Source organism: Mesorhizobium sp. M0152 (assembly GCF_040322415.1).
Taxonomy (GTDB): Bacteria; Pseudomonadota; Alphaproteobacteria; order Rhizobiales; family Rhizobiaceae; genus Mesorhizobium.
This window is the reverse complement of record NZ_JAMYTH010000017.1, coordinates 1-12,950: the sequence shown is the minus strand read 5'-3', so window position 1 is coordinate 12,950 and position 12,950 is coordinate 1. Positions and strand designations below refer to the sequence as shown.

The window sequence follows — 12,950 nt, the reverse complement described above, 5'->3', positions numbered from 1 at the left end:
CGGAATCCTCAGGATCTTGAAAATGCTGGTTTTTGCTTGGCCTTGAACGCACCGACGCCGGCCTTGAGATCGCTGGTCAGTGCGATGAAGCCGCTGGCCAGCGCTTCGGTCGCGGCCGCACTTTCCTCGCCTTCGGCCACCGCGATCATCAGTTTTGCGGCTTCAGTGGCCAGCGGACCGCGCCCGGCGATCTTTTCGGCCCAGGCTTGTGCCTCGGCGAGCGACTTGCCGGTTTCGACTACCTTGTCGACCACGCCCAAGGCGAGCGCTTCGGGGGCGAGAAGTAGCTCGCCGCCGAGAGCCATGCGGCGCACCGTCTGCGCGCCGAACCGGCGCACGGCGCGCTGCGTGCCGGACCAGCCGGGCACGACGCCGATCGACGTTTCGGGAAAGCCGAGCTTGACCTGTGTTTCCGCGACACGGAAGTCGCAGGCGACCGCCAGTTCCAGCCCGCCGCCCAGCGCGTGGCCGGACAGCACGGCAATGGTGGGCTGCCTGAGCCGCGCCAGCCGATCGAAGACGCGGTGGCCGTAGCGCACCCATTGCACCTGGAAATCGGCGGCACTTAATTGCGCCCATGCCTCGACGTCGCCGCCGGCGCAAAAGCCCTTGCCTTCGCCGCGGAGCAGCACGACGCGCACGCCGTCGGCCGTCTCCGCTGCGTCGAGCGCGCTTTCCAGTGCCCGCAGCATCGGAATATCAAGCGCGTTGAATTTTTCCGGCCGGCGCAAGGTGACGATGCCGATGGCGCCATCCTGCTCGAAGCTGACGAGAGGCTCAGCCATGCGCGCCTCCCAGCGAAGCGCCGTCGTTGAGCGACAGGCCGATCGGCCGGTCCTGGTAGAGGGCCGCCGGCATCACCTTGAGGTCGTTGGCGATGCCGAGTGGAATCTCGGCCTGCGCTAGGACATCGCGCTCGAGGTCGATGCCCGGCGCCAGTTCCGTCACCATCAACCCGTCCGGCGTCAGCTTCATCACGCAGCGTTCGGTGACATAGGTGATGTCCTGCCCTTGAGCGACGGCGCGCTTGCCGGAGAAGGAGATGTGCTCGACCTCCGCGACCACCTTCTTGACCTTGCCCTCTTGGTCGATGCGGATGCCGCCGTCGACCAATGAGAGTTTTGCTCCGGCATTGAAGAAGCCGGAGAAGACGATCTTTTTCGCCCGCGCGGTGATGTCGACGAAGCCGCCGGCGCCAGCGGTGACATGCGGCCGCGCCGAAAGTTTCGAGACATTGACCGAGCCGTGGCGGTCGATCTGCAGGAAGGACAGCAGCGAGGCGTCGAAACCCCCGGCCTGGAAATAGATGAACTGGTGCGGCGAAGGCATGATCGCCTCGGCATTCGAGGCGCAGCCGAACTTGAAGTCGAGCAGCGGCACACCGCCGACCGCACCCTGTTCGATCACCCAGGTAACCTTGCCGTGCTGGCCTTCCTCAAGCAGGATGCGCGGCACATTGGCCGAGATGCCGAAGCCGATATTGACCGCCATGCCATCGCGCAACTCCATGGCAACGCGCCGTGCGATGACTTTCTGGACATTCATCTCGGCGTTGCGGAAGCTCGACAGCGGCCGGAATATCTCGCCGGAGATGGCCGGATCATAAGGCGTCAGCGTCGTCTGCAACTGGTCGGGGGCCACCACGATATGGTCGACCAGTACGCCTGGCACGCGCACGTCGTGCGGCTTCAGCGTGCCGTTCTCGACCACACGCTTGACCTGCGCGATGACGACGCCGCCATTGTTGCGGGCGGCGAGCGCCTGTTCGAGCCCGCCGAGATAGGCGCCCTCATGCTCATAGGTGAGGTTGCCGCGCTCGTCGGCCGTGGTGGCGCGGATGATCGAGACATCAGGCACGATAGAGCGGAAATAGAGCCATTCCTCGCCGTCGAATTGCTGCACCGAAACGATCGGCTCGCTGGCGGCGTCGTTCATGGCGCAGCCCTGGTGGCGCGGGTCGGCGAAGGTGTCGAGCCCGACCTTGGTCAGCACGCCCGGCCGCTTGGCGGCGGCCTCGCGGTGCATGTCGAACAGGATGCCGGACGGCACGTTGTAGGCGGCGACCGAATTGTCGCCGATCATCTTCCAGATCTGCGGCGGCTCGGACGAAGAGGGGCCAGATGGATAGGAGCCGCACAAAGTGCGCTTCAGCAGGCCGGGCTTGGCCAGATGGTCGATACCCCTGATGCCGTACATGTCGCCGGCGGCGATCGGATGCAGCGTGGTGATATTCTTTGGGTGGCCCTCGGCGTCGAAGCGCTCGCCGATGGCGGCCAGCACGGCGTCCGGGCAGCCAAGACCGCTCGACGACGACACGGAGACGACCATGCCATCCCTGATCAGGCTCGCTGCCTGCCCGGCGGAAACGACCTTGCTCAATTCATGCTCCCGAGTTTCGGGTCGATCTTTATGGCCTTGCCAGCACTGGCCGATTGAAGCGCGGCTTCGGCCGATGCAAGCGACCAGATGCCGTCCTCTCCGGTGGCGGCGGGCTGGCCGTCGCCGCGGATCGCGCCATGGAATTGGCGCAGCGACCTGACATAGAGGTCCTCGCGGTCGAAGCTCAATTCCTCTTCGCCCTTGGCGGTGCGCAGCAGAACCGAGCCGACCGGCTGCTGCGTCATCACATCCCTGGCGACCAGCGAACCCTCCGAGCCGTGCACTTCGAAGCCGGTGCCGGCGAATCTGGTGGTGAAGCCTTCATGCGACTGGGCGATGACACCCGACTGGAAGCGCCAGATGCACATGGCGCCGTCTTCCAGCCCGCCGCCGGCCATGCCGGCCGACTGCGTAAAGGCCGAAACTTCCACCGGATCGTCGCCGAGCACGAAGCGCAGCGTGTCTGCATCGTGCACGGTGATGTCGAGCACCACGCCGCCGCCCGCTTCGGGCCTGGTGATGCGCCATCCCTGCAGATTCTCCGGCAGATAGACGGAATGGAAAACGCGCGCGGCGATCGGCCTGCCGATGCGGCCGGCGGCAATCGCCTCACGCATGGCGCGGTGCGCGCCGGCATTGCGCAGATGGTGGTTGGTGCCGAGCACGACGCCGGCGGCCTTGGCGGCGGCGACCATTGTGCGTGCATCCGCGCTGGTCAGGGCCAGCGGCTTTTCGCACAGCACATGCTTTCCCGCCCTGATCGCGGCGAGCGCCTGTTCGAGGTGCAACTCATTGGTGGTCGAGATGTAGACGGCGTCGATACCGGATTTGAGCAGCACGTCGAGCGTCGACACAGCGGATGGAATGCCATTTTCCCTGGCATAGGCCGTGGCGCGTTCCGGGCTGGAACTCATCACCACCGAAATCTCGGCGCCATCTTGCGCGCGGATGGCATTGATCATGAATTGCCTGGCGATCGTGCTGGCGCCGATCAGCCCCCATCTGACGCTCATGCCGCGCCTCCGACGGCCGCTGCCCTATTGCGGGTGCGGCGGTCCGGGCCGCAGCTTTCCCTGATCACGAGATTGACGGCCCCGATATGGTCCTCAGCCCGGGTGGTGCCCGACTGGATCATCTTGAGCATGACATGGGCGGCGCGCTCGCCGAGACCGGGGCTATCGACCGCGACACTGGTCAGCGCCGGCATGTAGTGCTCGGCTTCGATCACGTCGTCGAAGCCGACGACGGCGAAGTCCGGCCCCGGCTCGAGGCCTCGCTTGCGCAGCGCCAGCATGACGCCAAAGGCGACGGCATCGTTGAAGCAGAGCGCGGCGGTCGGCGGTTCAGCCATGGCAAGAGCGGTTTCCAGGCAAGCGATGCCGCCCTTACGGCTGGTCTCGCCCTCGATGACCAGCATGTCGCGCGTGTCGATGCCGAGCGTTTCGCAGGCCTCGCGAAAACCACCCACCCGCTCGTGATAGACTACAAGGTCGGATGAGCCGCCGAAGAAGGCCAGCCGGCGGTGTCCTTTGCCGATCAGATGAGCGGTGGCAAAATAGGCGCCGCGGTGATTGTCCGGCGCGATCACCGGGATGCGGCTTTCGGGCAACCGGCGCATGGCGAAGACGATCGGCACGCCGGCCATTTCCAGCCGCCGGAAGGCGCCCGGCGTAGTGCCGCGCGCCGGCGACACGATGAGCCCGGCGACGCCTTGTTCCATCAGTGATTTCAGCACCTCTTCCTGGCGCACTGGATTCTCGGCCGTGTTGGCCATGAAAGGTACGATGCCGGCAGACTGGAAGACGCGCTCCATCCCGACCGCCAGTTCGGCGAAGAAGGGATTGGTGAGATCGTTGATGACCATGCCGATGACGTTGGAATGGGCCTTGCGCAGATTGGCGGCGCCGCGGTTGTAGACGTAGCCGACATCCTCGATCGCCTTGCGCACCTTGACCGCGGTCTCGGGTCGGATCAGTCCGCTGCCCTGAAGAACCAGCGATACCGTCGACTTGGACACGCCCGCCTCGCGGGCAATGTCGAATATCGTCGCCTTGGCCCGGCTGGCCATCCTGATAGTCCTCCCCACTTTCAGCTCAATCTATTGGAACGTTCTAATCACCGCTTCAATCCCGAGTCAATCGAGATTTTTCCGCGTCCAAAAAGTTGATCGTCTGGCGTCGGAAACTGGCGTTTTGCCGGCTTCATCGTATTGCGATGCAGCATTTCCCAGGAGTAGACCTGGAATCTTAAAGCTCCTTGATTTATTGGAACGTTCCATTTATAGGGCGCGGCGAAGGAGAGAGCGATGGACATTAGCTTGCCTGGTGAGGGTGGCCGCGGCACCCGCTACGCGCTTGTCGGCCAGCCAGTTCTGCCAGTGCCTGGCGCGCGATTTTCGCGCATCGCCTATGCCGCCGCGCACGTCGTTGCCGATCCCCTCAACATGACCGATCCGTGGTCGCGACCGGTGGTCGACTGGGAGAAGACCATGGCGTTCCGTCACCATCTGTGGCGGCTCGGCTTCCGCATCGCCGAAGCGATGGACACTTCGCAGCGCGGCATGGGTTTCGACTGGGCGAGCGCGCGGGAGTTGATCCGTCGCTCGATCGCCGAGGCGAAAACCGTCGAAGGCGCCGATCTGGCGTCGGGCGCCGGCACCGATCATCTGGCGCCGGCGTCGGCCCAGACGCTCCATGACGTAATCGCGGCCTATGAAGAGCAGTTCGCCTTCATTGAAGGGCAGGGCGGCAAGACGATCATGATGGCCAGTCGCGCGCTGTCGGCGGTTGCTAAGGGCCCGGACGACTATGCCAGCGTCTACGACCGCATTCTGAGCCAGGCGTCCGGTAAGGTCATCCTGCACTGGCTGGGCGACATGTTCGACCCGGCGCTGAAAGGGTACTGGGGCGCCCACGATTTCGAGGCGGCGCTGGATACCGTCGTGGCGATCATCGAGCGTCATGCGATCAAGATCGAGGGGATAAAGATATCGTTGCTCGACGCCGGCAAGGAGGTGGCGCTCAGGAACCGCCTGCCGGATGGCGTCGCCATGTTCACCGGCGACGACTTCAACTATCCCGAACTGATCGCCGGCGACGGCCAGAAACATTCGCATGCGCTGCTCGGCATTTTCGATGCCATCGCGCCGGTTGCCAACGCCGCGCTGGCGAAATTGGCGGACGGCGATCGCGCGGGCTATGACGTGCTGATGGCGCCGACGGTGCCGTTATCGCGAAAAATCTTCGAAGCGCCGACCGAGTACTACAAAGCCGGCATCGTCTTCATGGCTTGGCTGAACGGCCACCAGGATCATTTCGCGATGATCGGCGGCATGCAATCGGCGCGCGGCATCCGCCACTATGCGGATGTCTTTCGGCTTGCCGACCAGGCGGGTTTGCTGGCCGATCCGGAACTGGCCGTCTCCAGAATGAAGAGTCTGTGCGCTGTCGCGGGCATCTGAGCCGCTGGACATTGATGGTGAGATGCCAGTGGGCGAGATCGGTCCGGCGCAAGCACGACAGACATTGCAAAAGGCGTACACCTATTTCCGCGCCGCACCGTGTGGGGAAACCGGATTTTGATTTGGATGGTGGGCGTGACAGGGATTGAACCTGTGACCCCTGCAATGTCAATGCAGTGCTCTCCCGCTGAGCTACACGCCCATCCGAAGCCGCGCATACACCATTTTTGATCCAGCGCGTCAATAGCAGGAAAAAGGAAAGAATCGCCGCAGCCGCGGACGGGCGGCTGTGCGTCGCGGAAGGCGGCTCAGGCCGCCTGCAGCATCTTTTCGACCTCGTTGACGAGATCGCGCAGATGGAATGGCTTCGACAGCACCTTGGCGTCTTTCGGCGCCTTGGAATCGGGGTTGAGCGCGACGGCGGCGAAACCTGTGATGAACATGACCTTCAAGTCAGGATCGATCTCGGTGGCGCGGCGTGCGAGTTCTATACCGTCCATCTCCGGCATCACGATGTCAGTCAGGAGCAGCGAGAACGGTTCCTCGCGCAACCGTTCATAGGCACTGGCACCGTTGTCGAAATCGCTGACCTGATAGCCGGCGCGCTCCAGCGCCTTGACCAGGAAGCGACGCATATCGTCGTCGTCTTCCGCCAGAAGAATGCGTGCCATGATATCCCGTCCGAATCACCCGCCCGAGACCGCCGTTGGGCGGCCCCGTTAACCATCCTGTATATGAGACGGCGAGGGTAAACATCAAGTGAACGCGCACGATGACGAACCATATTCGCCGAGCGCGATGGATGCTGAAATGCTGGACACGCGGCCGGCAAGGTGGCACTTTCATTTCATGATGCACTGGTGTTTTCGGGTTCGTTCAAATTGAAGACGGCAGCCGAGGATTTTTCGGTCTTTCCACCCTTCGAAATCCGGTCGGGCGCCGAGCAGCGCGTTCCCTTTCTCTTCAACTCTCCGCATAGCGGCCGCTACTACCCGGAGCGGTTCCTCGCCATGGCCAGGCTGGACCGCAACGCCATCCGCCGCTCGGAAGACTGTTACGTGGACGAACTGTTCGGCGGCGCCGTCGCGCTTGGCGCGCCGATGCTGGCGGCGAATTTTCCGCGCGCCTATCTCGACGTCAACCGCGAGCCCTGGGAACTCGATCCGCGTATGTTCGCCGAGCCGGTGCCGTCCTTCTGCAACATCCGCTCGGCCCGGGTGGCCGGCGGGCTCGGCACCGTGCCGAAGCTGGTCGGCGAGGGGCTCGACATCTATTCCGGGCGCCTGCCGCTGGCCGAGGCGGTCGCCCGCATCGAAGCCGTCTACAAGCCCTATCACGAGACGCTGAAACGGCTTTTGACCAGAACCCATGCGCGCTTCGGCTTTGCCGTGCTGATCGATTGTCATTCGATGCCGGCAAGTATCCGTGTCGGCGACAATGGTTTGCGGCCCGACTTCATCGTTGGCGACCGTTTCGGCATCTCGGCCACCGCGGCCTTGACTGAGACCGCGATCGGCTTGCTCACCGCCATGGGCTACACCGTCGCCCACAACAAACCCTATGCCGGCGGTTTCATCACCGAACATTACGGCCGTCCGGCGCGCCATCTGCATGCGCTGCAGATCGAGGTCAATCGCGGGCTCTACATGAACGAGCGGACATTCGAGAAAGCCGCCGGCTTCGACGCATTGGCCGACGATCTGACGCGGTTTTCGGCCGACCTGATGGCGATGCCGGACCATCACTTCGTCGACCTGCCGCTGGCGGCGGAGTGAAATCGCGCTTGTTTTGCGCGCCGCCGGGCCAAAATCGCCGCGCATCCGAGGCGGAATTTGGGATTGCGGCGTAAAAAAAGACCGCATCGTTTTCACGACACGGTCGAAGTCTAGGGAGGAAACGCCCAAGGAGGGCATGGACAGGAAACCCTGTCCGAGGTCGAGGGTATGGTGCGCTGCACAAATGTCAACGACCTTCAGGCCTTTTTAGTTCATTGTGATGTGGAAATTGCGTTTCGACGATGCCGGCGTGACATTTGGGCAACAGATCTCGCGACCGAAAAGTTGTCGAACACCCTTGTTTTAGCGGGAAATTGGCAGCAAACGACGGTTTGGGCATGCTGCAACGCGGGAGAATCAGTTGGACATCAGCATCGATTTCATGCGCCGCATCGCGCAGGCAGCGGCGGCGGAAACCTTGCCGCGCTTTCGCAGCCAAGGTGCCGTCGCCAACAAGGAAAAGGGCAGTTTCGACCCGGTCACCGAGGCCGACCGCGAGGCCGAGCGCGCCATCCGGGCGCTGATCTCGGCTGAGTATCCCGACCACGGTATTCTCGGAGAGGAGCATGGCAGCGAGAACATCTCCAGCAGGCATGTCTGGGTGATCGATCCGATCGACGGCACGCGCGCCTTCATCTCCGGCCTGCCGGTGTGGGGAACGCTGGTCGGGCTGACCGTCGACGGCGACGCCGTTGCCGGCATGATGGCGCAGCCCTTCACGGGCGAGCTGTTCTACGCCAATGCCTCGGGCTCCTACTATGAGGGGCCGGGAGGCTCGCGAAAACTGACCACCCGCAAGACGACAAAGCTCGACGAAGCAACGCTTTTCACCACGACCCCGGCGCTGTTCAAGGACGAGGCGCGCAATCGCTACGACCTGTTCGAGAAGCAGATCCGGCTCGCCCGTTACGGCGCCGATTGCTACGCCTTCGCCATGATCGCGTCGGGAAGCGTCGACATCGTCGCCGATCCCGGATTGAAGCCCTACGATATCGTGGCGCTGATCCCGATCATCGAGAAGGCCGGCGGCGTCGTCACCACTTTCGACGGCGGGCCGGCGGAAAACGGCGGCGACATCGTGGCGGCGGCGACGCCGGAGCTTCACGCGGCCGCGATGGAAGCCTTGCGCGGCTGATATCTCCCGCGTTTTGGAAAACCGCTTCACACTTTTCCTGGAAGTGCTTCAGCGTGGCTTGATCGAGCGCTGGAATTCCGCCGGGGTGCGTCCATAGACCTGCCTGAACGCGGAACTGAAATGGCTGTGGCTGGAGAAGCCAAGGTCCATGCCGAGCGTGGTCAGATTGTCATAGCGGCCAAGCAGATCGAGTGCACGCGCCAGCCGCAGGCGCAGATGATAGCGATAGAGCGGCACGGCCTCGACCTGATGGAACATTTGCGTCAGGTAGACCGGCGAGACGCCGACCTCGGCGGCGATGTCGGCCAGCGTCCAGCGCCGCGAAAGGTCCGAGGATAGAACCAGCTTGGCGCGGTCGACCAGCTTCTGGCTGCCGGGCGTGGCGCCGGCGGCATGCGAGGTCCGTTCGCCGAGGGAGCGCCGCACCAGCGTCAGCGCCAGCGTTTCGGCTTCAAGTGTCTCCGCGATCTTGCGGCTCAGGCTGTGGCGTAGCAACGCCACCACGGCCTGCGCGCGCGGATCGATGCGCCGGCGCAGGCGGCGGAACGCCACGGCGGCGCCGGCGCGCAACTGCTCCTTCGGCACCAGTTCCTGCAACTGGGCATCCTCGATGACGAGATCGAGACAGGCGTCGCCACCCGCTACGGGGTGACTGATTTGATAGGCTTCCGCCTCATTGAAGAACAGCAACTGATTGGCTTCGGCGACGGCGTCGCTGCGGCCGACGTGGCGCACAAAGACGCCACGATAGGGAAACACGAGATGCGTGGCCGAGGTGCATTCTTCGTCGCTCCTGTGCCGGCATTGGCCGCCGCAAACGACGTCCCTCACCCTGACGGTACCTGTATCCAGAAGCGGCTGGACCGTGAATTGCGACATGGCCGTTGCGTTCTTCCCTCGCACCGGAAAATGATTCCGGCATTGCAGACGGCACCCTACGCGATCGGCCTGCCCATTCCTGTCAGGAGACTGCTCGGCAGTGACCTCTCAGTCCCACAAGCGGCGCCTGAATTCGCAGTAGGCTTCGCCACGCGACAGGCCTATGTCCTTGAGCTGTTCGTCGGTCATTTCGAGCAGAGCGCGGCGGCTCCGTCGCTTCTCCAATTGCCGGCCGATCCAGCCGGCGACGGCAAGGAATTGGGCATGCAAGGACTGCCGGGTGGTGGCGGTGCGGACCGGTGGTGCCTGTGCCGGGACGTGGCCGGCCAGATACTGCGCCGCCGCTTGATCGGGGCGCATCGCTCAGTCCTCGCTGACGCCGGTTGCCGAGGCACCGGCTTCGTTCAACGCCTGTGCGCATTCTTCGCAGCAGACCTCGACGGTCTTGCCGTCGACCTTGACGCGGATCGGGTTGGCATCCAACTGGCAATCGCAGGCCGCGCAGGTTTTCTCAATCATGATATCATCTCCTTGGCGTTCAGTTCGACGCGGGCAGATGATCATTTCCGAGGCAGCACCGGCTGTCAGAATCTTTAGCATTCCGTCTGCCGTAGGTGCTGCCGGGCGACCCTCCTGACAGGAGGGTGTCAGCTGCCGTCGACTATGGAGATGTCGTCAAAGGGAGGACCAGACATGCCGACGCAATCAACAGCCGTCCATGCCGACGACGTCGCGCAGGACGGCCGTAGCGATTTCGATTTCTTCTTCGGCGAATGGAACGTCAGCCATAGAAGATTGCAAAAACGCCTGGCGGGCGACGGCAACTGGGATATTTTCGGTGGTACGTGCGCGGTGCGGCCGCTGCTCGGCGGGCTCGGCAATGTCGATGACAATGTGATCGAGCTGCCTGATGGCACCTACCGCGCCGCCACGCTGCGGACCTTCGATCCTGCAACGCGGCAATGGTCGATCTGGTGGATCGACGGCCGCAATCCGCTGACCATCGACGTGCCGATGCGCGGCGCCTTCGTCGGTGGCGTCGGCACGTTCGTTTGCGAGGATGTCTTCGAGGGCCGGCCGATCCGGGTCCGCTTCCTCTGGTCAGGAATGACGCAAAACAAGGCGCGCTGGGAGCAGGCCTTTTCAGGCGATGGCGGCGAGAGCTGGGAGACCAACTGGATCATGGAGTTTGCCCGCCAGGCATGAGCCGGCTGTCGGCGCGCTCAGGCCGTCGGATCGTCGCTGCCGGGAATGAAGGCGTCGAAGGCGGCGAAAAATTGCTCTCGGTAGATGTCGGCCTCCTGCAGGATTTCGTGGCGGGCGCCATCGATCATCAGCACCGAGCCGAGCCGCAGATGCCGGGCGTAGGTTTCCACCGCCTTGGTCGAGACGACCTGGTCGGCTCCGGCGGCGATCACGAGCAACGGGACCTGGATCCTGGCCATGAAATCAGGGTCGCTGATGGCTATCGATGCCTTCGCGGCGGCCAGCAGCCAGCGAATCGTCGGTCCGCCAAGCGCCAGTTGCGGGTACTCCTCGTAGATCCGCGTGTTGCGCCGGTAGCGTTGCGGGTCCGTCGTCACCTTGTTGGTGTCGAAAGGCGGCGTCACTTTCGGCCGCGGTCCCCAGGCGGCATAGAGCCGGCCAAGACCGAACAGACAGAACAGCGAACAGACCCGGTGGAGCGTCCCTATCGAGACCGGCAGATCGGGCAGCGTCAGGAACGGCGCGATCAGCACCATGCGCCGCACGCGGTTCACCATCGACGGCGCGGCAAGCAGCGCGATCACCGCGCCGGCCGAATGCGCCAGGATGTAATACGGCCCGCGGCAGTCGGGCAGCACGATTTCCTCGAAGAACTGTTCGAGGTCAGCCGTATAGTCGCGGAAGGAGCGGACATAGCCGCGCTGGCGGTCGCGGATCAGCCGGTCGGAATCGCCTTGGCCGCGCCAGTCGAGCGTGGCGACGCCAAGACCCCGGGAGGCAAGGTCGCGGATGGTTTCGAAATATTTTTCGATGCACTCGTTGCGGCCGGTGAGCACGACCACGGTGCCCTTCAAAGGACGTGCGACCGCGCCGAACAGACCATAACGGATCTTCTTGCCGTCGCGCGTGGTGAAGAAGCCACCGGTGGCGTTTTCCGGTCGCGGATTGCCATCAATCTCGTGAAAAAGGGGAGTGTCGTGCAAAGTATCCGTCATCCGGCGCTTCGTCTTCGTGTGCCTGCCTGGCATGGCCGGCCTCGCCAAGGTGATAGACGCCAGAGCGTCAAAAGCAAAGGAATTCCCGGTGACGAGAGATCTGCAAGGCCCGCAAGGTCTGCAAGGGAAGACCGGGGAAGGCCGGAAGCCGTTTGAATGCGGCTTCCGGCCTCTGTCGATCCGGGAGGAAGGGACGTTAACACCCGGTTCGGCCTCGTCGCGGCGCCTCCAATCCCATCCGGCGCCGCAGTCCTTGATCCTGGGGAGCACTTTAGCGGCGGCTGCCTGAACGCGCGCCGAAATCCCGGTTCATCTGCCGTTCATCAAGCGACAAGGCACCGTCTTTTTTGGCATCGGGCGAAATCTTGAAATCAATTCGGGCGCTCCCCAAATGTCTGACGTGGCCGCCAATGTCGGGGCCGCTGGTCCATCCGGAACGCCGATCACGGGTTTCGCACCGACCATACGCAAACCATGTTGCTCAACAGGAGAACACCTCATGCGTCACGTTGATTTTTCCCCGCTCTATCGTTCGACCGTCGGTTTCGACCGTCTGTTCACCATGCTCGATTCGCTTGCGCAGCCAGATGGCGCGCAGACCTACCCGCCCTACAACATCGAGCGCACCGGCGAGGATTCCTACCGGATCTCGATGGCGGTTGCCGGCTTCTCGGACGAGGAAATCTCGATCGAAGCCCACCGCAACGTGCTGACCGTCAAAGGCGAGCGCAAGGACGAGGACACCGGTGAAGGTTCCGAGCTGCTCTATCGCGGCATTGCCTCGAGGGCTTTCGAGCGCCGCTTCCAGCTTGCCGACCATGTCGAAGTCGTCGGCGCCGCGCTGAAGAACGGCCTGCTCTTCGTCGACCTCAAGCGCAACATTCCCGAGGAACTGAAGCCGCGCAAGATCGCGATCACCTCGGCTCCCGCCAAGACCAAGCAGATCGAGGCCAAGACCGCCGCTTAACCCCATAAGTCTCCTCCCGAGACGGAAGCGGGGGCGGCAGGCGCCGCGGATTTTATTATTTAAATTAAAGGAATAAGAGCCAGAAAAATGCAAAAAACGAGGAACACGCTGAGTTAAAAAAAAAAATAGCAAAACGCCGCAGTAAAAGAGGTTG

At 63.3% G+C, this 12,950-nt stretch carries 14 protein-coding genes and 1 tRNA gene; 5 read left to right on the top strand and 10 right to left on the bottom strand.

What is annotated here, in order from left to right; translation table 11 throughout:
- Positions 1 to 8: 8 nt before the first annotated feature.
- From NKJ26_RS17980 to NKJ26_RS17965, 4 genes are read right to left on the bottom strand one after another with little or no spacing between them, the layout of a single operon-like run.
- Positions 9 to 785, bottom strand: a complete 777-nt coding sequence (locus tag NKJ26_RS17980) for an enoyl-CoA hydratase/isomerase family protein (protein WP_352696370.1) — start codon at positions 783 to 785, stop codon at positions 9 to 11.
- Positions 778 to 2,379 carry an acyl CoA:acetate/3-ketoacid CoA transferase gene (locus tag NKJ26_RS17975; protein ID WP_352696369.1) on the bottom strand — a complete coding sequence of 534 codons (1,602 nt, stop codon included), beginning with the start codon at positions 2,377 to 2,379 and terminating at the stop codon, positions 778 to 780. The genes NKJ26_RS17980 and NKJ26_RS17975 overlap by 8 nt, the downstream gene beginning before the upstream one ends.
- On the bottom strand, positions 2,376 to 3,392 hold the full coding sequence (locus NKJ26_RS17970) for a Gfo/Idh/MocA family protein (protein WP_352696368.1): 1,017 nt from the start codon (positions 3,390 to 3,392) through the stop codon (positions 2,376 to 2,378). The genes NKJ26_RS17975 and NKJ26_RS17970 overlap by 4 nt, the downstream gene beginning before the upstream one ends.
- A complete protein-coding gene (locus tag NKJ26_RS17965) occupies positions 3,389 to 4,447 on the bottom strand; it encodes a LacI family DNA-binding transcriptional regulator (protein WP_352696367.1) in 1,059 nt (352 codons plus the stop codon). The genes NKJ26_RS17970 and NKJ26_RS17965 overlap by 4 nt, the downstream gene beginning before the upstream one ends.
- A gap of 237 nt (positions 4,448 to 4,684) precedes the next feature.
- Between NKJ26_RS17965 and NKJ26_RS17960 the strand changes: the two genes are divergently transcribed.
- Positions 4,685 to 5,839, top strand: coding sequence for a dihydrodipicolinate synthase family protein (locus NKJ26_RS17960; protein WP_352696366.1), 1,155 nt, complete (start codon positions 4,685 to 4,687; stop codon positions 5,837 to 5,839).
- A gap of 127 nt (positions 5,840 to 5,966) precedes the next feature.
- Here the strand turns inward: NKJ26_RS17960 and NKJ26_RS17955 are convergent.
- Positions 5,967 to 6,041: transfer RNA gene (locus NKJ26_RS17955), tRNA-Val, on the bottom strand.
- Between the two features lie 106 nt (positions 6,042 to 6,147).
- A complete protein-coding gene (cpdR, locus tag NKJ26_RS17950; protein ID WP_006199474.1) occupies positions 6,148 to 6,510 on the bottom strand; it encodes a cell cycle two-component system response regulator CpdR in 363 nt (120 codons plus the stop codon).
- A gap of 162 nt (positions 6,511 to 6,672) precedes the next feature.
- Between cpdR and NKJ26_RS17945 the strand changes: the two genes are divergently transcribed.
- Together NKJ26_RS17945 and hisN are read left to right on the top strand one after the other, a co-directional pair.
- A complete protein-coding gene (locus NKJ26_RS17945) occupies positions 6,673 to 7,614 on the top strand; it encodes an N-formylglutamate amidohydrolase (RefSeq protein ID WP_352602056.1) in 942 nt (313 codons plus the stop codon).
- A gap of 361 nt (positions 7,615 to 7,975) precedes the next feature.
- Positions 7,976 to 8,749 (top strand): histidinol-phosphatase, encoded by a 774-nt coding sequence (hisN, locus tag NKJ26_RS17940; protein WP_352696365.1) that lies wholly within the window; start codon positions 7,976 to 7,978, stop codon positions 8,747 to 8,749.
- 48 nt (positions 8,750 to 8,797) lie between these two features.
- Here hisN and NKJ26_RS17935 read toward each other — a convergent pair whose 3' ends face one another.
- The 3 genes from NKJ26_RS17935 to NKJ26_RS17925 form a co-directional block, all read right to left on the bottom strand.
- Positions 8,798 to 9,628, bottom strand: a complete 831-nt coding sequence (locus NKJ26_RS17935) for a helix-turn-helix domain-containing protein (RefSeq protein ID WP_352696364.1) — start codon at positions 9,626 to 9,628, stop codon at positions 8,798 to 8,800.
- Positions 9,629 to 9,736: 108 nt separating this feature from the next.
- Positions 9,737 to 9,988: a DUF1127 domain-containing protein gene (locus NKJ26_RS17930; protein ID WP_352602052.1), complete on the bottom strand. Its 252-nt coding sequence runs from the start codon at positions 9,986 to 9,988 to the stop codon at positions 9,737 to 9,739.
- Positions 9,989 to 9,991: 3 nt separating this feature from the next.
- Positions 9,992 to 10,147: a hypothetical protein gene (locus tag NKJ26_RS17925; protein ID WP_352602050.1), complete on the bottom strand. Its 156-nt coding sequence runs from the start codon at positions 10,145 to 10,147 to the stop codon at positions 9,992 to 9,994.
- 174 nt (positions 10,148 to 10,321) lie between these two features.
- Between NKJ26_RS17925 and NKJ26_RS17920 the strand changes: the two genes are divergently transcribed.
- The gene (locus tag NKJ26_RS17920) at positions 10,322 to 10,834 is read left to right on the top strand and encodes a DUF1579 domain-containing protein (RefSeq protein WP_352602048.1); all 513 of its coding nucleotides are present in this window, start codon (positions 10,322 to 10,324) and stop codon (positions 10,832 to 10,834) included.
- A 17-nt stretch (positions 10,835 to 10,851) separates the two neighbouring features.
- Here the strand turns inward: NKJ26_RS17920 and NKJ26_RS17915 are convergent, their stop codons facing one another.
- Positions 10,852 to 11,829 (bottom strand): alpha/beta fold hydrolase, encoded by a 978-nt coding sequence (locus tag NKJ26_RS17915; protein ID WP_352602046.1) that lies wholly within the window; start codon positions 11,827 to 11,829, stop codon positions 10,852 to 10,854.
- 499 nt (positions 11,830 to 12,328) lie between these two features.
- Between NKJ26_RS17915 and NKJ26_RS17910 the strand changes: the two genes are divergently transcribed.
- Positions 12,329 to 12,796 (top strand): Hsp20 family protein, encoded by a 468-nt coding sequence (locus NKJ26_RS17910; RefSeq protein ID WP_352602044.1) that lies wholly within the window; start codon positions 12,329 to 12,331, stop codon positions 12,794 to 12,796.
- Positions 12,797 to 12,950 lie beyond the last annotated feature (154 nt).